Source organism: Actinomadura sp. WMMA1423, assembly GCF_006547145.1.
Lineage (GTDB): Bacteria > Actinomycetota > Actinomycetes > Streptosporangiales > Streptosporangiaceae > Spirillospora.
Genome location: NZ_CP041244.1, coordinates 1,194,679 through 1,211,501, shown reverse-complemented (window position 1 = coordinate 1,211,501; position 16,823 = coordinate 1,194,679). Strand labels below are relative to the sequence as shown.

General features: G+C 73.2%; 16 protein-coding genes. 9 read left to right on the top strand and 7 right to left on the bottom strand.

What is annotated here, in order from left to right; translation table 11 throughout:
• Nucleotides 1-23: 23 nt before the first annotated feature.
• Nucleotides 24-1,544: a glycerol kinase GlpK gene (glpK, locus tag FKD65_RS05955; RefSeq protein WP_141576525.1), complete on the bottom strand. Its 1,521-nt coding sequence runs from the start codon at nt 1,542-1,544 to the stop codon at nt 24-26.
• 37 nt (nt 1,545-1,581) lie between these two features.
• A complete protein-coding gene (locus FKD65_RS05950) occupies nt 1,582-2,409 on the bottom strand; it encodes an MIP/aquaporin family protein (protein WP_141576524.1) in 828 nt (275 codons plus the stop codon).
• A gap of 246 nt (nt 2,410-2,655) precedes the next feature.
• On the opposite strand from FKD65_RS05950, the gene FKD65_RS05945 reads away from it, so the two are divergent.
• Complete coding sequence (locus tag FKD65_RS05945; protein ID WP_141576523.1) at nt 2,656-3,423, top strand: IclR family transcriptional regulator; 768 nt, start codon at nt 2,656-2,658, stop codon at nt 3,421-3,423.
• 57 nt (nt 3,424-3,480) lie between these two features.
• Nucleotides 3,481-5,007, top strand: coding sequence for a glycerol kinase GlpK (gene glpK / locus FKD65_RS05940; protein WP_141576522.1), 1,527 nt, complete (start codon nt 3,481-3,483; stop codon nt 5,005-5,007).
• Between the two features lie 13 nt (nt 5,008-5,020).
• Here glpK (FKD65_RS05940) and FKD65_RS05935 read toward each other — a convergent pair whose 3' ends face one another.
• Nucleotides 5,021-6,172, bottom strand: a complete 1,152-nt coding sequence (locus tag FKD65_RS05935; RefSeq protein ID WP_141576521.1) for an acyl-CoA dehydrogenase family protein — start codon at nt 6,170-6,172, stop codon at nt 5,021-5,023.
• Between the two features lie 120 nt (nt 6,173-6,292).
• On the opposite strand from FKD65_RS05935, the gene FKD65_RS05930 reads away from it, so the two are divergent.
• From FKD65_RS05930 to FKD65_RS05900, 7 genes are all read left to right on the top strand, one after another.
• Nucleotides 6,293-6,988, top strand: coding sequence for a GntR family transcriptional regulator (locus FKD65_RS05930; RefSeq protein WP_141576520.1), 696 nt, complete (start codon nt 6,293-6,295; stop codon nt 6,986-6,988).
• Between the two features lie 65 nt (nt 6,989-7,053).
• Nucleotides 7,054-7,854, top strand: a complete 801-nt coding sequence (locus tag FKD65_RS05925) for an enoyl-CoA hydratase/isomerase family protein (protein WP_141576519.1) — start codon at nt 7,054-7,056, stop codon at nt 7,852-7,854.
• A gap of 12 nt (nt 7,855-7,866) precedes the next feature.
• On the top strand, nt 7,867-9,045 hold the full coding sequence (locus FKD65_RS05920) for an acyl-CoA dehydrogenase family protein (RefSeq protein WP_141576518.1): 1,179 nt from the start codon (nt 7,867-7,869) through the stop codon (nt 9,043-9,045).
• Nucleotides 9,042-10,244 (top strand): CaiB/BaiF CoA-transferase family protein, encoded by a 1,203-nt coding sequence (locus FKD65_RS05915; RefSeq protein WP_141576517.1) that lies wholly within the window; start codon nt 9,042-9,044, stop codon nt 10,242-10,244. The genes FKD65_RS05920 and FKD65_RS05915 overlap by 4 nt, the downstream gene beginning before the upstream one ends.
• 60 nt (nt 10,245-10,304) lie before the next feature.
• The gene (locus FKD65_RS05910) at nt 10,305-11,159 is read left to right on the top strand and encodes a helix-turn-helix transcriptional regulator (RefSeq protein WP_141576516.1); all 855 of its coding nucleotides are present in this window, start codon (nt 10,305-10,307) and stop codon (nt 11,157-11,159) included.
• 106 nt (nt 11,160-11,265) lie between these two features.
• On the top strand, nt 11,266-12,276 hold the full coding sequence (locus FKD65_RS05905) for an aldo/keto reductase (protein WP_141576515.1): 1,011 nt from the start codon (nt 11,266-11,268) through the stop codon (nt 12,274-12,276).
• On the top strand, nt 12,276-13,256 hold the full coding sequence (locus FKD65_RS05900; protein WP_141576514.1) for a zinc-binding dehydrogenase: 981 nt from the start codon (nt 12,276-12,278) through the stop codon (nt 13,254-13,256). Before FKD65_RS05905 ends, FKD65_RS05900 begins: the two co-directional genes overlap by 1 nt.
• 61 nt (nt 13,257-13,317) lie before the next feature.
• Here FKD65_RS05900 and FKD65_RS05895 read toward each other — a convergent pair whose 3' ends face one another.
• From FKD65_RS05895 to FKD65_RS05880, 4 genes are read right to left on the bottom strand one after another with little or no spacing between them, the layout of a single operon-like run.
• Entirely contained in the window at nt 13,318-14,403 is a 1,086-nt protein-coding gene (locus tag FKD65_RS05895; RefSeq protein ID WP_141576513.1) for a nitronate monooxygenase family protein, read from the bottom strand.
• 50 nt (nt 14,404-14,453) lie between these two features.
• Nucleotides 14,454-15,185: a CoA-transferase subunit beta gene (locus FKD65_RS05890; RefSeq protein ID WP_240809984.1), complete on the bottom strand. Its 732-nt coding sequence runs from the start codon at nt 15,183-15,185 to the stop codon at nt 14,454-14,456.
• On the bottom strand, nt 15,182-16,045 hold the full coding sequence (locus FKD65_RS05885) for a CoA transferase subunit A (protein WP_141576511.1): 864 nt from the start codon (nt 16,043-16,045) through the stop codon (nt 15,182-15,184). The genes FKD65_RS05890 and FKD65_RS05885 overlap by 4 nt, the downstream gene beginning before the upstream one ends.
• Entirely contained in the window at nt 16,042-16,788 is a 747-nt protein-coding gene (locus FKD65_RS05880) for an enoyl-CoA hydratase family protein (protein ID WP_141576510.1), read from the bottom strand. Before FKD65_RS05880 ends, FKD65_RS05885 begins: the two co-directional genes overlap by 4 nt.
• Between the last annotated feature and the right edge of the window lie 35 nt (nt 16,789-16,823).

Here is a 16,823-nt window from a genome sequence, read left to right as displayed (position 1 = left end):
GGGACCGGGCGGTGCCGTCCCGCTCAGTCGCTCAGGTCGACCCAGTCGAGGGTCCGGTCGACGGCCTTCTTCCAGGCGGCGTAGCCGTCGCGTCGCTGGTCTTCGTTCCAGGTGGGGTGCCAGCGTTTGTCCTCGTTCCAGTTCTGGCGGAGTTCGTCGGTGGTGTTCCAGAATCCGACGGCGAGGCCGGCGGCGTAGGCGGCGCCCAGGGCGGTGGTCTCGGCGACGACGGGTCGCGAGACCGGGACGCCGAGGATGTCGGCCTGGAGTTGCATGCACAGTTCGTTGGCGGTGACGCCGCCGTCGACTTTGAGGACGTCCAGGGAGACGCCGGAGTCTTCGCGCATGGCTTCGACGACGTCGCGGGACTGGTAGCAGATGGATTCCAGGGTGGCGCGGGCGAGGTGGGCGTTGGTGTTGTAGCGCGAGAGGCCGACGATGGCGCCGCGGGCGTCGGATCGCCAGTAGGGGGCGAACAGGCCGGAGAAGGCGGGGACGAAGTAGACGCCGCCGTTGTCGTCGACCTGGCGGGCCAGCGATTCGCTCTGCGCGGCGCCGGAGATGATGCCGAGCTGGTCGCGCAGCCACTGCACCGCCGACCCCGTCACCGCGATCGAACCCTCCAGCGCGTACACCGGCTTCTCGGATCCGAACTGGTAGCAGACGGTCGTCAGCAGCCCGCTCTTGGAGCGGACGAGTTCCTCGCCGGTGTTGAGCAGGAGGAAGTTGCCGGTGCCGTAGGTGTTCTTGGCCTCGCCGGGCGAGAAGCACACCTGCCCCACGGTCGCGGCCTGCTGGTCGCCGAGCGCCGCGGTCAGCGGGACTTCGCCGCCGAGCGGACCGTTCGCGCGGGTCGCCCCGTAACCGCCGGGCGCCGAGGACGGCTTGATCTCCGGGAGCATGGAGCGCGGGATCCCGAAGAACGACAGGAGCTCGTCGTCCCAGGACAGGGTCTCCAGGTCCATGAGCATGGTCCGGCTGGCGTTGGTCGGGTCGGTGACGTGCACGCCCCCGTCGGTCCCGCCGGTGAGGTTCCACAGCACCCACGAGTCGGTCGTACCGAAGATGGCGTCGCCGTTCTCGGCGGCCTCGCGGACCCCGTCGACGTTCTCCAGGATCCACTGGATCTTGCCGCCGGAGAAGTACGTGGCCGGCGGGAGGCCCGCCTTGCGGCGGATGACGTCGCCCTTGCCGTCGCGCTCCAGCGCCGCGGCGATGCGGTCGGTGCGGGTGTCCTGCCAGACGATCGCGTTGTAGTAGGGGCGGCCGGTGCGCCGGTTCCACACCACGGTCGTCTCGCGCTGGTTGGTGATGCCGAACGCGGCCAGGTCGGTGTGGCTCAGGTTCGCCTTGTTCAGCGCGGACTGCACGACCGAGCGGGTCCGCTCCCAGATCTCGGTCGGGTCGTGCTCGACCCAGCCCGCCCGGGGCAGGATCTGCTCGTGCTCGAGCTGGTGGCGGGCGACCTCGTTGCCGCCGTGGTCGAAGATCATGAATCGGGTGCTGGTCGTGCCCTGGTCGAGGGCCCCGACGAAGTCAGCCATGCGTGCGCTCTCCTGGGGTCGTGGTGGACGGGACGGTTCAGGCCTTCTCGTACTCGGGCTCGGGCTTCGTCAGGCCCTGCGGGTCCTCCTCGACGGGGGGCAGGAACCGGCCGATCAGCGCCTTGTAGAGGCCGACGCCGAGCACGCCGCCGATGAGCGGGCCGATGATCGGCACCCAGAAGTACAGATCGCCGTTCTGGTCCCGCCACGCCCCGCCGTAGCCGGTGAAGAAGGAGGCGAGCCGGGGGCCGAAGTCGCGGGCCGGGTTGATCGCGTAGCCGGCGTCGGTGCCCCACGCCATGCCGATCGCGACGACCAGCAGGCCGATCAGGAACGGGGTCAGGTTGGCGAGCGGCGGGGAGTTGCGCACGTCGGTGAGCGCCTTGATCACGAAGAGCAGGATGGCGGTGCCGATCACCTGGTCGCGGAACGCGCCCCAGGTGCCGACCGGGAGGGTGCCGTTGCCCGGCAGGGTGGAGAACACGCCCTGGGTCTTGATGGTGTGGCCGGGGTCGACCTTGGCCAGCACCTCGCTGTAGTTCCAGCGGACGATCAGCGCCGCGACGAACGCCCCCGCGGTCTGCGCGGCTATGTAGGGGGCCGTCTTGCGCCAGGAGAACTCCTTGAAGGCGGCCAGCGCGATGGTGACGGCGGGGTTGAGGTGGGCGCCGCTGATCCGGGCCGCGACGTACACGCCGAGCGTGACGCCGAGACCCCAGGCCCAGGCGATGCTGTCGTGGTCGCCGATCTCGGCTCCGGCGACCTGCGCGACGACGCCGACGCCGAACAGGATGAGGATCATGGTGCCGGCGAACTCGGCGGCGAGCTCACCGGCCAGGGTGGGGATTCTGGGGCGTTCCGCCATGGGTGCTCCTCGGCAGGTGGGGTGGTCAGGGGTCCCGTGAGGTTGGCTGGACGGTAAGCCGGGACGAACCGCCTGACAACGGGAGCGTGCCGACAATGTCGAACACTTTCGTCGTAGCCCGGCGGCGGTTACCCTCCACCATGTGCACCAGATCACAGAATCCGGGCAGCTCGGGGCGCATGGGACGCTGAATGCGGCGGCTGCCGACATTGTCGGCACCCTGCCGGGCGACCTACCATCGGGTCCATGCCCGGACCTGTGCAGTCGATCGAGCGGGCGGCCGCGATCCTGCGCCTGCTGGCGGCGAGCTCGGGCCGGCTCGGGGTCGGGGAGATCGCCAGTTCGCTGGGCCTCGCCCGGGGCACCGCGCACGGCATCCTGCGCACGCTGGAGCGCGTCGGCTTCGTCGAGCAGGACGGCGGCACCGGCAAGTACCAGCTCGGCGCGGCCCTGCTGCACCTCGGCACGAGCTACCTGGACGTCAACGAGCTGCGGTCGCGCGCGATCAACTGGGCCGACGCGCTCGCCTCGCGCAGCGGTGAGGCCGTCCGGATCGGGACGCTGCTGGAGGGCAGGGTCCTGGTCGTCCACCACGTGTTCCGCCCGGACGACACGCTCCAGGCGATGGACGTCGGCTCGCTGCTGCCGCTGCACGCCACCGCGCTCGGCAAGGCGCTGCTCGCGCACGACGCCAACGCGGCGGCGTCCATCCGCGACACCGTCCTCGAGTCCTACTGCAGGCGCACCATCACCGACCCCAGGGAACTCGCACGGGCCGCCACCCGCGTCCGGGAGAACGGCTGGGCCGCCGAGACCGAGGAACTGTCCATCGGCGAGGCCGGCATCGCCGCGCCGATCCGCGGGCACGGGGGGCTCGTCGTCGGGGCCATCGGCATCTCCGGCGCGGTCGAGCGGATCTGCGACTCCCGCCGCGTCCCCGACCCGAGGCTCGTGGCCTACGTGCGCGACGCCGCCCGCGCCGTCTCCAGGGACCTCGGTGGATCGCGCTGGTGACCCGCCGCCGCCCGCACGGCGGTGCGGGGAGGCGCGCCCCGGGGGAGGGGGCCGGCCGTGACCGAACGGTACGTCATGTCGATCGACCAGGGCACCACGTCCACCCGGTGCATCCTGTTCGACCACGGCGGCCGGCTGGTGTCGGTGGCGCAGCGCGAGCACCGGCAGCACTTCCCGAAGCCCGGCTGGGTCGAGCACGACCCGATGGAGATCTGGCGCAACCTGGAGCGGATCGCCCCGGAGGCCCTCGCCCAGGCGGGCGCGACGCCCGGCCAGGTCGCGGCGGTCGGGATCGCCAACCAGCGGGAGACGACCGTCCTGTGGGACCGGCTGACCGGCGTCCCGATCGGCCGCGCGATCGTCTGGCAGGACATGCGGACCGGCCCGCTCGTGGACGAGCTCTCCCGCGCCCCGGGCGCCGCGATGGTCACCGAGCGCAGCGGCCTGCCGCTGGCCACCTATTTCTCGGCCCCGCGCGTCCGCTGGATGCTGGACCACACGCCGGGCCTGCGGGAGCGCGCCGAGCGCGGCGAGGTCCTGTTCGGCACGATGGAGAGCTGGCTGATCTGGAACCTCAGCGGCGGCGTCGACGGCGGCGTCCACGTCACCGACGTCACCAACGCCAGCCGCACGCTGCTGATGGACCTGCACACGCTGAGCTGGGACGACGGCCTGCTCGACTTCTTCGGCGTGCCGAAGGCGATGCTGCCGGAGATCCGCTCGTCCACCGAGACCTACGGCACGGCGCGCCGGGTGTTCCCCGGCGTGCGCATCGGCGCCGCGCTCGGCGACCAGCAGGCCGCGCTGTTCGGCCAGACGTGCTTCTCGCCGGGGGAGACCAAGTGCACCTACGGGACGGGCGCGTTCCTGCTGATGAACACCGGCACGACGCCGGTGAAGTCGGACAACGGGCTGCTCACGACCGTCGGCTACAAGATCGGTGACGAGCCCGCCGTGTACGCGCTGGAGGGCTCGATCGCGATCACCGGCGCGCTCGTCCAGTGGTTCCGGGACGGCCTCGGGCTGATCTCCACGGCCCCGGAGATCGAGACCCTCGCCCGGACCGTCGACGACAACGGCGGCTGCTACATCGTCCCGGCGTTCTCCGGGCTGTTCGCCCCGCACTGGCGCAGCGAGGCGCGGGGCATCATCGTCGGCCTGACCTCCTACATCACCAAGGGGCACCTGGCGCGGGCGGTGCTGGAGGCCACGGGCTGGCAGACGCGCGAGGTCGTGGACGCGATGAACGCCGACTCCGGCCTCTCGCTGAAGGAGCTGAAGGCCGACGGCGGCATGACGTCCGACAACCTGGTCATGCAGATGGTCGCCGACGTGCTGAACGTGCCGGTGGCGCGGCCGATGGTGGTGGAGACGGTGTCGCTCGGCGCCGCCTACGCCGCCGGGCTCGCGGTCGGCTACTGGGCGGGGCTCGAAGGGCTGCGGCGCAACTGGCACCGCGCGGCCCGCTGGGTCCCGGCGATGGAGCCCGCGCGGCGCGCCGCCGAGTACGACAACTGGCAGCGCGCGGTGGAGCGCACGTTCGACTGGATCCGCGCGGGAGAGGACCCGGCCGCCGCGCCCTAGACGTGGCCGCGCCCTAGACCCGGTGGCGCTCGACTAGCTGCTTGACGATCACGTTGCGCTGGATCTCGTTGGTCCCCTCGCCGACGATCATCAGCGGGGCGTCCCGGAAGTAGCGCTCGACGTCGAACTCGGTGGAGTATCCGGCCGCGCCGTGGATGCGGACCGCGTTCAGGGCGATCTGCATCGCCGCCTCCGAGGCGTACAGCTTGGCCATCCCCGCCTCCATGTCGCAGCGCTCGCCCGCGTCCAGGCGCTCGGCGGCGTCGAGGGTGAGCAGCCGGGCGGCGCGGAGCTGGGTGGCCATGTCGGCGAGGTAGTTGCCGATGGACTGGTGCTGCCAGATCGGCCTGCCGAAGGCCTCGCGCTGCTGGGCGTAGCGCAGGGAGTCCTCGAGGGCGGCGCGCCCGACCCCGAGCGCGCGCGCCGCGACCTGGATGCGGCCGACCTCCAGGCCGCGCATCATCTGGGCGAAGCCGCGCCCCTCCTCGCCGCCGAGCACGGCGTCGAGCGGCGCCTCGTGGCCGTCGAAGGACAGCTCGCAGCTCTCCACGCCCTTGTAGCCGAGCTTCGGCAGGTCGCGGGAGACGGTCAGGCCCGGCCCCTTCTCCACGAGGAGGATGCTGATGCCCCGGTGCCGGGGGGACGCGTCGGGGTCGGTCTTGCACATCAGCGCGATCAGGCCGGACGTGCGCGCGTTGGTGATCCACATCTTGGCGCCGTCGACGCGGTAGCGGTCCCCGTCCCGGCGCGCGGTCGTCGCCATGGCCTGGAGGTCCGAGCCGCCGGACGGCTCGGTGAGCGCCATCGTGGCGCGCAGCTCGCCGGTCGCCATCCGGGGCAGGTAGCGGGCCTTCTGCTCCTCGGTGCCGTACACGGCGAGCAGGTGGGAGACGACCGTGTGACCGCCGAACGCGCCCGCGAGCGTCATCCAGCCGCGCGCCAGCTCCTCGGTGACGAGCGCGTAGCAGGCCTTGGAGACGCTCACGTCGCCGTACGGCTCGGGCACGGCGAGCCCGAAGACGCCGAGCTGCTTCATGCGGTCGATGAGGCGGGCCGGATAGGCGCCCTCGTGCTCCAGGTCCCGGGCGACCGGGCGGACCTCCCGGTCGACGAAGTCCGCGACGACCTCGACGATGGCGCGCTCCTCGTCGCTGAGCGTGAACACGGCCCCGCCCTCCTCCGGTCTCGGATTTCATATATTTGATAGGAAACTACCGGGTGTCAACGGCCGGCGGGGACCCGCCCGTCCATAATGTGAACCCACCACGAGGCGCACGGGGAGACGATGAGAGTGGCGATTTCCGGTGACCGGGTCCTCGGCAGGCGCCGCCAGCTGAGCGACGAGGTGGCCGCCTACGTCCGCGAGCTCATCATGTCGGGCCAGGTCAGGCACGGGGAGTTCCTCCGCCTGGAGCGCATCGCCGAGGATCTCGGGATCAGCGTCACCCCCGTCCGGGAGGCCCTGCTGTCGCTGCGCGGCGAGGGCTTCGTCACGCTGGAGCCGCGGCGCGGGTTCATGCCGGCGCCGCTCACCCGGCAGGACGTCCAGGACCTGTTCGAGGCCCAGGCGTACTTCGCCGGGGAGCTCGCCGCCCGCGCCGCCGCGAGGATCACCGGTGCGGAGCTGGAGTCGCTCGACCGGACGCAGGCCCTCCTGGAGGAGGCGTCCCGGACCCGCGACTCGGCCGCCATCGAGCGCGCCAACCACCAGTTCCACCGGACCGTCAACCTGTGCGCGGACTCGCCCAAGACGTCCTGGCTGCTCCAGCTCGTGGTGCGCTACGCCCCGCGCCGCTTCTACTCCAGCATCGAGGGCTGGACGCAGGCCTCGGTCGACGACCACCGCCTCGTCCTCGCCGCGCTGCGGGCGGGGGACGGCGACGCCGCGCGGCAGGCGATGCGCGCCCACATCCGGCACGCGGGGGCCCTGCTCGTGGTGCACCTGGAGGCGCAGGGCTTCTGGGACGAGCAGCCCGCCTGACACCGGGCCCCCTTTCGCCGGTCTCCGGGCCTCGCATATCGTATAAAAAATTTTCAGGAGGGTTGATGGACGACCGGGACTCCGAACCGCCGCGCGGCTCCGTGGTCACCACCGCCGACCAGGGCCCGGCGCGGGTGGTCACGCTGAACCGGCCCGAGGCCCGCAACGCGATCGACATCCCGATGCGCGAGCGGCTCCTGGAGGAGGTGCGCCGCGCGGCGGACGACCCCGGTATCCGGGCCGTCGTGCTGACCGGCGCCGGGGGGACGTTCTCGGCGGGCGGCGACGTCCGCTCGATGGAGGGCGCCGGCCCGGAGGCCGTCCGCGCGCGGCTCGACCCGGTGCACGAGGCCGCCCGGATCATCACCACCTGCGGGACGCCGTTCGTCGCGGCGGTCGAGGGGGCCGCGGCAGGGCTCGGGGTGTCCCTCGCCGCCGTGTGCGACCACGTGGTCGCCGCCGAGGACGCCCGGTTCGTCGCCGCGTTCGGCAGGGTCGGGCTCGTCGCCGACGGCGGGCTGCTCTGGACCCTCCCGCAGCGCGTCGGCATGGGCCGCGCCAAGGAGATGCTGGTGTTCGGGCGGACCGTGCCCGCACCGCGCGCCTACGAGATCGGCTTGGCCGACTCCCTCGCCCCGCCCGGCGCCGCCCTGGAGGCGGCCCTGGAGCTCGCCGCCGAGGCCGCCGCGCTCGCCCCGCTGTCGGTCGCCGCCGCCAAGCGCCTCCTCGCCCGCACCGGCCAGAGCCTGGAGAGCCTGCTGGAGGCCGAGCGGGAGGAGCAGACCGCCCTGTTCGGCAGCGCCGACTTCGCCGAGGGCAGGGCCGCGTTCGCCGAGCGGCGCCCCCCGCGCTTCGAAGGCCGCTAGAAGGAGCCGAAGGTGAGCAGACTGCAGCAGACCCACGGGCTGACCGGCGAGCAGCGGGAGATCCTCGCGACCGTCCGGGCGTTCGTCGACAAGGAGATCCTCCCGGTCGCGACCGAGCTGGAGCACGCCGACGCCTACCCGCAGGCGATCGTGGACGGGATGCGGGACCTCGGCCTCTTCGGCCTGACGATCGGCGAGGAGCACGGCGGGCTGGGCCAGTCGCTGCTGACGTACGCGCTCGTCGTGGAGGAGCTCTCGCGGGGCTGGATGAGCGTCTCGGGGATCGTCAACACCCACTTCATCGTCGCGTGGATGATCGCGCAGCACGGCACCGCCGGGCAGCGGGCGCACTACCTGCCGAGGATGGCGGCCGGTGAGATCCGCGGCGCGTTCTCGATGTCGGAGCCGGGATGCGGGTCGGACGTCTCGGCCATCACGACCCGCGCCGTCCCGGACGGGGACGAGTACGTGATCGACGGCCAGAAGATGTGGCTGACCAACGGCGGCTCGGCGAACCTCGTCGCGACGCTGGTCAAGACCGACCCGGGCGCGGGCCACCGCGGCATGACCGCGTTCCTGGTCGACAAGACCCCGGGCTTCGGCGAGGTCGCGCCGGGCCTGACCGTCCCCGGCAAGATCGACAAGATGGGGTACAAGGGCGTCGACACCACCGAGCTCGTCTTCGACTCCTACCGGATCCCGGCCGCGCAGGTCCTGGGCGGGACGCCCGGCCGGGGCTTCTACCAGATGATGGACGGCGTCGAGGTCGGCCGCGTCAACGTGGCGGCCCGCGGCTGCGGCGTGGCGCGGCGCGCCTACGAGCTGGCCCTGTCCTACGCGCGGCAGCGCGAGACGTTCGGCAGGCCGATCGCCGAGCACCAGGCGGTCCTGTTCCGCCTCGCCGAGATGGCGACCAAGGTCGAGGCCGCGCACCAGATGATGGTGATGGCGGCGCGCCGCAAGGACTCCGGCGAGCGCAACGACCTGGAGGCCGGGATGGCCAAGTACCTGGCCAGCGAGTACTGCAAGGAGGTCGTCGAGGACGCGTTCCGCATCCACGGCGGCTACGCCTACTCCAGGGAGTACGAGATCGAGCGCCTGTACCGGGAGGCCCCGATGCTGCTGATCGGCGAGGGCACCGCCGACATCCAGAAAATGGTCATCGGCCGCCGGCTCCTGGAGGACCGGTGACCGGGGCGGGCGCCTCCCTGCCGCTGGAGGGGATCACCGTCGTCGCGCTGGAGCAGGCGGTCGCGGCGCCGTTCGCCACGCGGCAGCTCGCCGACCAGGGCGCCCGCGTCATCAAGGTCGAGCGCGTGGACGGCGGCGACTTCGCCCGCGCGTTCGACACGGGCGTGCGCGGCGGCCTCGGCACGCACTTCGCCTGGCTCAACCGGTCGAAGGAGTCGGTCGCGCTCGACCTCAAGCAGGCCGGGGGCCGTGCGGTCCTCGCCGACCTGGTCGCGCGCGCGGACGTGTTCCTGCAGAACCTCGCCCCCGGCGCCGCGGCCCGCCTCGGGTTCGGCGCGGACGAGCTGCGGGCCCGCGACCCCCGCCTGATCGTGGTCGAGATGTCCGGATACGGATCGCGCGGGCCGTACCGGGACAAGCGCGCCTACGACATGCTCGTCCAGGCCGAGGCGGGGCTGGTCTCGGTCACCGGCACGCCCGAGACGCCCGTGAAGGCGGGCTCGCCGCTGGCCGACATCGCGGCCGGCATGTACGCCTTCTCAGGGACGCTCGCCGCGCTCGTGCGGCGCGGTACCACCGGTGAGGGCGCGTCGATCGAGATCACGATGTTCGACGCCGTCGCCGAGTGGATGGGCCAGGCGATGTACACGACCCTCTACACCGGTTCACCGCCGCCGCGCACGCGGCTGAGCCACCCGGTGATCGCCCCCTACGACGCCTACCCGACGGCCGACGGCGCCGACGTGGTGATCGGCGTCCAGAACGACCGCGGCTGGGCCGCCCTGGCGACCGGGGTGCTGGAGCGGCCCGACCTCGTGACCGACCCCGAGTACGCGACGAACCGGGCGCGGGTCCGCAACCGGGAGGAGGTGGACGCGCTCGTCGCCGGCGTCACGTCCCGCATGGGGCGGGAGGAGCTGCTCCGGCGGCTCGACGAGGCGGGCGTGCCGAACGCGACGCTCAACGACGGGCACGGCCTCGTCGCCCACCCGCAGCTCGCCGAGCGGGACCGGTGGCGGGAGGTGGGCTCCCCGGTGGGCGGCATCCGGGCGCTGCTCCCGCCGATCACGTTCGCCGGCGCCGAGCCGCGCATGGACCCGATCCCCGCGCTCGGCGAGCACACCGACGCCGTGCTGCGCGAGCTGGGCCGCGACGACGACGACATCGCGGCCCTGCGCTCCGCCGGCGCGATCGCCTGACCGCCGCACCCGCGTGATCCGCGGACGCGCCGTCCCGGGGCCGGCGGATATCGTGGCGGCATGGCCAGCCGCACCCCCGCCCCCGACCGCCGCCGGGAGGAGCTGCGCGGCTTCCTGCGCGGCCGCCGCGCCCGGCTCGCCCCCGCCGACGTCGGGATGCCGGACGGCGGACGCCGGCGGACGCCGGGCCTGCGCCGCGAGGAGGTCGCCGTGCTCGCGGGGGTCGGGGTGTCCTGGTACACGTGGCTGGAGCAGGGCCGCGACATCAAGGTCTCCGGGGACGTCCTGGACGCGATCGCCCGCGCCCTGCGGCTCGACCGCGCCGAGCGCGAGCACCTGTACCTGCTCGCCGGGCTGAACCCGCCGCAGGCGGAGGCGGGGCCCGCCGTGCCGATCACGCCCGAGCTGCGGCGGGTGCTGGACGCCTGGTCGCCGCGCCCCGCCTACGTCCGCGACCGGCACTGGAACTTCGTCGCGATCAACGACGCGGCCCGCGAGGTGTTCGGGTACGGCGACACCGACCACAACTGCCTGGTCACCTACTTCACCAATGTCCGCTACCGGTCCATGCACACCCACTGGGCCGCCGCCGCGCCCGGCGTCGTGGCGCGGTTCCGCGCCGACGCGGCCCGCTACCCGGGCGACCCGGAGTTCGACCGGATCATCGCGGACATGCTGGCGGTGAGCCCGGAGTTCGCCGAGCTGTGGCCCCGCCACGAGGTGAGCGCGGACGCGCAGGCGGTCAAGGGCCTCAGGCACCCGGACGCGGGCGAGCTCGTCTTCGAGGGCACGCTGCTGCCGCTCGCCGACCGGCCGGGCCACCACCTGGTGCTGCACAACCCGCGGCCCGGCACCGGCACGCAGGAGCGCCTCGAACGGCTGATGGCGCGCCGCGGGCTCGCCGCCGCGGGCTGACCCGGCGCCCCTCCAGGGTGGTGGTGCCACACCCAGGATGAGTGGAGTCTGTCTCGGTTCCGGCGCGTCCAGCACGATCGTCCTCATGAGGAACGAAGGAGAGACGATGAGGACGCGCGAGTTCGCCGGAACGCGAGTGGGCGCCGTAGGGCTCGGTTGCATGGGCATGAGCTGGGCCTACACCGAGTCGGAACGCGACGACGACGCGTCGGTGGCGCTGATCCGGGAGGCGCTCGACCTCGGTGTGACGTTCCTGGACACCGCACAGCCCTACGGCGACGGCCACAACGAGACGCTCGTCGGGCGTGCGGTGGCGGGACGGCGGGACGAGGCGGTCGTCGCCACCAAGACGGGCCTCGTCGTGGAGTCGATGGCCACCCGGAACATCGTCCGCGACGGGAGGCCGGAGCACGTCAAGGCGTCCGCCGAGGACAGCCTGCGCCGCCTCGGCACCGACGTGATCGACCTCTACTACCTGCACCGCGTCGACCCGGAGGTGCCCCTCGCCGAGACCTGGGGCGCGATGGCCGAGCTGGTCGCCGAGGGCAAGGCGCGCACGCTGGGCCTGTCGGAGGTCGGCGTCGCGCAGGCCGCCGAGGCGCACGCGATCCACCCGGTCGCCGCCGTCCAGTCGGAGCTGTCGCTGTGGACCCGCGACCCCCTGGGCGCTCCCGGCGGGCGGTCCGGCACCCTGCCGGGCGACACCACCGAGACGGGGGAGGGGCCGGGCGACGTGGTCGGCTGGTGCGCCGCGAGCGGCGCGGCCTTCGTGCCGTTCTCGCCGCTCGGCCGCGGCTTCCTCACCGGCACGGTCACCGCCGCCGACTTCGAGGACACCGACTTCCGCGGCGGCAACCCGCGCTTCCAGGAGGAGGCGCTGAAGGCCAACCTGCGCATCGTCGACGTCGTCAAGGCGGTCGCCGCGCGGCACGGCGCCACGCCGGCGCAGGTCGCCATCGCCTGGACGCTCGCGCAGGGCGAGCACGTCATCCCCATCCCCGGCACCAAGAAGCGGAAGTATCTGCGCGACAACGCGGGCGCGGCCGCCCTCGACCTCACCGAGGCCGACCTCGCCGAGCTGGACGGCGTCCCCGCGGCCGTCGGAGGGCGGTACTGATGCGGGCCGTCACGATCCCCGAGTTCGGCGGCGCGGACGTGCTGCGCCGGGCCGAGGTGGAGGCCCCCGAGCCGGGGCCCGGGCAGGTGTCCATCGACGTCGCGTACGCGGGCGCGAACTTCGCCGAGGTCCTCTACCGGCGGGGCGTCGTCGACGTGCCGCTGCCGTTCGTCCCCGGAATCGAGGTGTCCGGGCACGTCCGGGCGGTCGGGCCCGGCGTCGGCGGGCTGCGCGCGGGTGAGCCCGTCGCGGCGCTCACGATCGTGGACGGCGGCGGCTATGCCGAGGTGGCGGTCACCTCCGCCGATCTCGTCGCGCCGCTCGACGGCCTCGGCCTCGGCCTGGACGTCGCGGCGGCCGTCCCGTCCAACGGGGCCACCGCGTTCCTCGTCCTGGACCGCGTCGCGCGCATCGAGCCGGGCGAGACCGTGCTGGTGCACGCGGCCGCCGGGGGCGTCGGCAGCCAGCTCGGCCAAGCCGCCCGGCTGCTCGGCGCGGGCAGGGTGGCCGGCACGGTCGGCGGGCCCGCCAAGATCGAGGCCGCGCGCGGGTTCGGCTACGACGACGTCGTCCTCCGCGACAAGCTGCCGGGCGAGGTCGCGGGCCTCACCGGCGGGCGCGGTTTCGACATCGTGGTGGACATGGTGGGCGGCCCGGCCCGCCGCGCGAGCCTCGACGCCCTCGCCTCGATGGGCCGGATGGTCGTGATGGGCAACGCGTCCGGCGCGGACGACGTGGGCGTCCCCGCGAACGAGCTGTGGTTCGCCAACAAGACCGTGTGCGGCTTCAACCTCGCGGCGTTCGCGGGCGTCGCACCGGCCGAGGCGGGGCGCGCCCTGCGCCGTGCCGTCGCGGCGGCGGCCGCGGGCGACCTGCGGGTCCAGGTGGAGGAGCTGCCCCTGGAGCGGGCCGCAGAGGCCCACGAGCGCATCGAGTCGGGCAGGACGACCGGCAAGCTCGTGCTCGCGGTCAACGGCTGACGCTCAGGCGCTCCCCGGCCGGAGGGCGGCCCGACTCCCCGTCCTCCGGCCGGCGCATCGCCTAGGTCGTCTGCCGCACCAGGTGCGACTGCTGCGCGGCGATGGCCTCGGCGGCCTGCCGCACGATCGCGCCGATCAGGTCGGCGCAGTTCGGCAGGTCGTCGATCACGCCGACGACCTGGCCTGACGCCATCACACCGAGGTCGGGCCTGCCGTCCACCATGGCGGCCTTCAGCAGCATCGGCGTGTTGGCGGCCATCAGGACCTGCGACCACGACAGGTCCTTTCCGTGCTTCATCGCCTTCCCGTCGGCGATCATCTCCCGCCACGACATGCCGGACAGCTTCTTGAACCGGGCTCCGTTGCGCAGCGCCCGGACGAGCCCGCCGACACGGCCGGAGCCCTCCAGCGTGTCGACCAGCTCGCTGCGCAGCACCCGGTGCGGCATCCCGTCGACCTGCCGCGTCACCACGGTCTCGCCCGTCTCGAGGTAGACCCGCTTGACCGCGTCGGGCACCGAGCTGTCGGAGGTCAGCAGGAACCTGGTGCCCATCGCGACGCCCGCCGCGCCGTAGGCGAGCGCGGCGGCGAGGCCGCGCCCGTCGAAGAACCCCCCGGCTGCGATGACCGGGATGTCGACGGCGTCCACGACCTGGGGGAGCAGCAGCGTGGTGGCGACGGGGCCGGTGTGCCCGCCGCCCTCGCCGCCCTGCACCAGGACGGCGTCAGCCCCCCAGCCCGCGACCTTCTCCGCGTGCCGCCGCGCGCCGACCGAGGGGATCACCACGACCCCGGCGTCCTTCAGCTTGGCGATCAGCTCCCGCTTCGGCGCGAGCGCGAACGAGGCGACCTTCACGCCCTCCCTGACGAGCAGGTCGATGCGGGCGCCCGCGTCCCCGGCGTCGGCCCGCAGGTTGACGCCGAACGGGGCGTCCGTGCGGTCCTTGACCTCGTGGATCGCGTCCGCGAGCTGGTCTAGCGTCATCGTCGCCGACGCCAGCACGCCGAGCCCGCCGGCGTTCGCCACCGCTGTGACGAGCCGGGGCCCCGCCACCCACCCCATGCCGGTCTGGACGACCGGGTGCCGCACTCCCGTCAGCCGGGTCAGCGGAGTGTCGAGCACCTGGCCGGCGTCCTCCCCGCTCATGCCTGTTCCTGGCGGGGGGGCGACCCCCCGCACCCCCCGGTTCGCTTCGCTCATTCGGGAACCTCGCGCTCCCGCAGGCCCTTCGGATCGAGGACTTCGCGCATGATCCGCAGCTCCTCGGCGTCCGGCAGCCGCGTCTCGGGCACCTCGCCGGTGACGGCGAGCTCGAAGCCGGTCGCCGCGAGCACGTCGTCGACCCCGACGCCGGGGTGGACCGAGCGCAGGCGCATCCGCTTCTCGGGGGTGTCGAAGTCGAGCACGGCCAGGTTGGTGACCACGGCGCGGATCTCGTGCGCGCCCCGGTCCCAGCCGACGCCGCTCACCATGTCGACCTTCTCGGTGAAGACGCGCGCCGAGTGCTTCGGCACCCAGTAGCTCGTCGTGTTCAGCAGCGTGTTGCCGGGCCCGCCGCGCACCCCGAGCAGCTGCCGCGTGGGCTGCTTCCAGTCGCCGATGCACGAGATGTTGGTGTTGCCGTGCGCGTCGATCTGGCTCGGCCCCATCACCACGTGCCGCCGCCCGTTCAGGACGAGCCAGAGGTGGTCGCGGAAGGGCAGCCAGCCCTCGACGGTCCCGGCCGACCCGCCGAGCGGGACGGGCTCGGCGCTCAGCGACGGACCGCCGTCGGTCGTCAGCAGGTCGGGCGCGAACGTCGCGCGCGCCAGCCGGGACCCCAGCATCGGGACGAACCCCGCCACCGCCGCCGCGACGATCTCCCCGTCGCCCCGGAACAGGTCCGCGCACGCCGCCGCGCACACCTCGGCCCTGGTCGCCCCGCTCATCGCGCCTCCTCCCGCCATACCCGGACCGCGTCCTGGTAGGCGGTCTCGTCGCCGGACAGGAACCGCTCGCCGAACGCCGCCCACTTGTCGGGATCGGCCGCCGACTGCGCGTACAGCTTCTGGAACGCCTCGTCCCGCCCGAAGTCCGGCAGGCAGTCGGTGAAGTGCGCGCCGTTCGGCGTCTCGACCACGCCCGCCACCTGCGAACGGCTGATCAGCAGCGACTGCACCGGCCCCTCCTTGGCGAAGTCGGCGGTGTCGACGAGCCGCTCGCACGAGACGTACGTCCGGTCGGCCGCCTTGGCGAACAGGTCGTCCATGTACGGGTCGGGGCCGAGGTACTGCGCGTTGCCGCGCGCGTCGGCGCGGTTCATGTGGACCAGCGCCGCGTCCATCCGCAGCGCGGGGACCGCGACGAGCTCCTGCCCGTCCTCGTACGGCGACCGGACCGTCCGCAGCTCCGGGTTGACCCTCATCACGTCCGAGCCGAGGCCGACCGGGGTGGGCAGGAACGGCAGCCGGTGCGCCGCCGCGTACAGCCCGAACATGAACATGCCCTCGTCGTACTCGGTCAGCTCGATCGCCCCGGACTGGCGCGCCTGCCGGAAGTGCGGCTCCAGCGGGATCGAGTCCATGGTCACGAACGCGGTGACCAGCCGCCGGACCTTGCCCGCCGCGCACAGCAGCCCCACGTCCGGGCCCCCGTAGGCGACGACGGTGAGGTCGGTGACGGGGGAGCGCAGGATCGCCCGTACCAGCGCCATCGGCTTGCGACGCGAGCCCCAGCCGCCGATCCCGAGCGTCATGCCGCTCTCCAGCGACCCCGCGACCTCCTCGACGGACATCACCTTGGAACTCATCGGGCCCCCTTGGAGACGAAGGCGTCGCGGTGCTCGTCGCCCGCGCCGACGAGGTTCAGCTCGAACGTGAAGCCCTGCTCGTAGCGGTAGCTGCGCTTGACGTCGACCGGGTCGATGCCGTTCAGCGACTCCTTGGCGCGGCGGATCACGTACCGGTCCTTGGCGGCGATGCCCGCGGCGACCTCCATGGCCTTGGCGCGCAGCTCCTCCGCCGGGACGACCTCCAGTACCGAGCCGTGGTGGTGCAGCTCCTCGGCCGTGACGTTGCGGCACGTGTAGACCATCGCGCGCATCAGGTGCTGCGGGACGAGCCGGGCCAGGTGGGTGGCGGCGCCGAGCGCGCCCCGGTCCACCTCCGGCAGCCCGAAGTAGGCGTCGTGCGAGGCGATCACGATGTCGGCGTTGCCGGCGAGGCCGACCCCTCCGCCGAGGCAGAAGCCGTGGACCGCGGCCACGACCGGGACCTCGCAGTCGTAGACGGCGCCGAACGCCGCGAAGCAGCCGCGGTTGGCGCCGACCAGCGCGGTGTGGCCGTCGGTGCTCTGCATCTCCTTGATGTCGACGCCCGCGTTGAAGCCCCGGCCCTCGGCGCGGAGCACGACGGCGCCGACCCCGGGGTCGCGGCCCGCCGCGAGCACCGCGTCGGCCAGCTCGTACCAGCCCGCGACGGTCAGGGCGTTGACCGGCGGCGCGTCCACGACGATCTCGGCGACCCCGTCCAGGGTCGTGGTGGAGACTCCCATGCGCTACCTTTCCACCAAACATTTGTTAGAACAGA

What these genes read in the sequence shown, in the direction of transcription:
- glpK (WP_141576525.1), bottom strand. Translation starts at nt 1,544, where the DNA reads ATGGCTGACTTCGTCGGGGCCCTCGACCAGGGCACGACCAGCACCCGA.
- FKD65_RS05910 (WP_141576516.1), top strand. Translation starts at nt 10,305, where the DNA reads ATGGCCAGCCGCACCCCCGCCCCCGACCGCCGCCGGGAGGAGCTGCGC.
- FKD65_RS05945 (WP_141576523.1), top strand. Translation starts at nt 2,656, where the DNA reads ATGCCCGGACCTGTGCAGTCGATCGAGCGGGCGGCCGCGATCCTGCGC.
- FKD65_RS05930 (WP_141576520.1), top strand. Translation starts at nt 6,293, where the DNA reads ATGAGAGTGGCGATTTCCGGTGACCGGGTCCTCGGCAGGCGCCGCCAG.
- FKD65_RS05890 (WP_240809984.1), bottom strand. Translation starts at nt 15,185, where the DNA reads ATGAGCGGGGCGACCAGGGCCGAGGTGTGCGCGGCGGCGTGCGCGGAC.
- FKD65_RS05895 (WP_141576513.1), bottom strand. Translation starts at nt 14,403, where the DNA reads ATGAGCGGGGAGGACGCCGGCCAGGTGCTCGACACTCCGCTGACCCGG.
- FKD65_RS05900 (WP_141576514.1), top strand. Translation starts at nt 12,276, where the DNA reads ATGCGGGCCGTCACGATCCCCGAGTTCGGCGGCGCGGACGTGCTGCGC.
- FKD65_RS05880 (WP_141576510.1), bottom strand. Translation starts at nt 16,788, where the DNA reads ATGGGAGTCTCCACCACGACCCTGGACGGGGTCGCCGAGATCGTCGTG.
- FKD65_RS05885 (WP_141576511.1), bottom strand. Translation starts at nt 16,045, where the DNA reads ATGAGTTCCAAGGTGATGTCCGTCGAGGAGGTCGCGGGGTCGCTGGAG.
- FKD65_RS05950 (WP_141576524.1), bottom strand. Translation starts at nt 2,409, where the DNA reads ATGGCGGAACGCCCCAGAATCCCCACCCTGGCCGGTGAGCTCGCCGCC.
- FKD65_RS05925 (WP_141576519.1), top strand. Translation starts at nt 7,054, where the DNA reads ATGGACGACCGGGACTCCGAACCGCCGCGCGGCTCCGTGGTCACCACC.
- FKD65_RS05905 (WP_141576515.1), top strand. Translation starts at nt 11,266, where the DNA reads ATGAGGACGCGCGAGTTCGCCGGAACGCGAGTGGGCGCCGTAGGGCTC.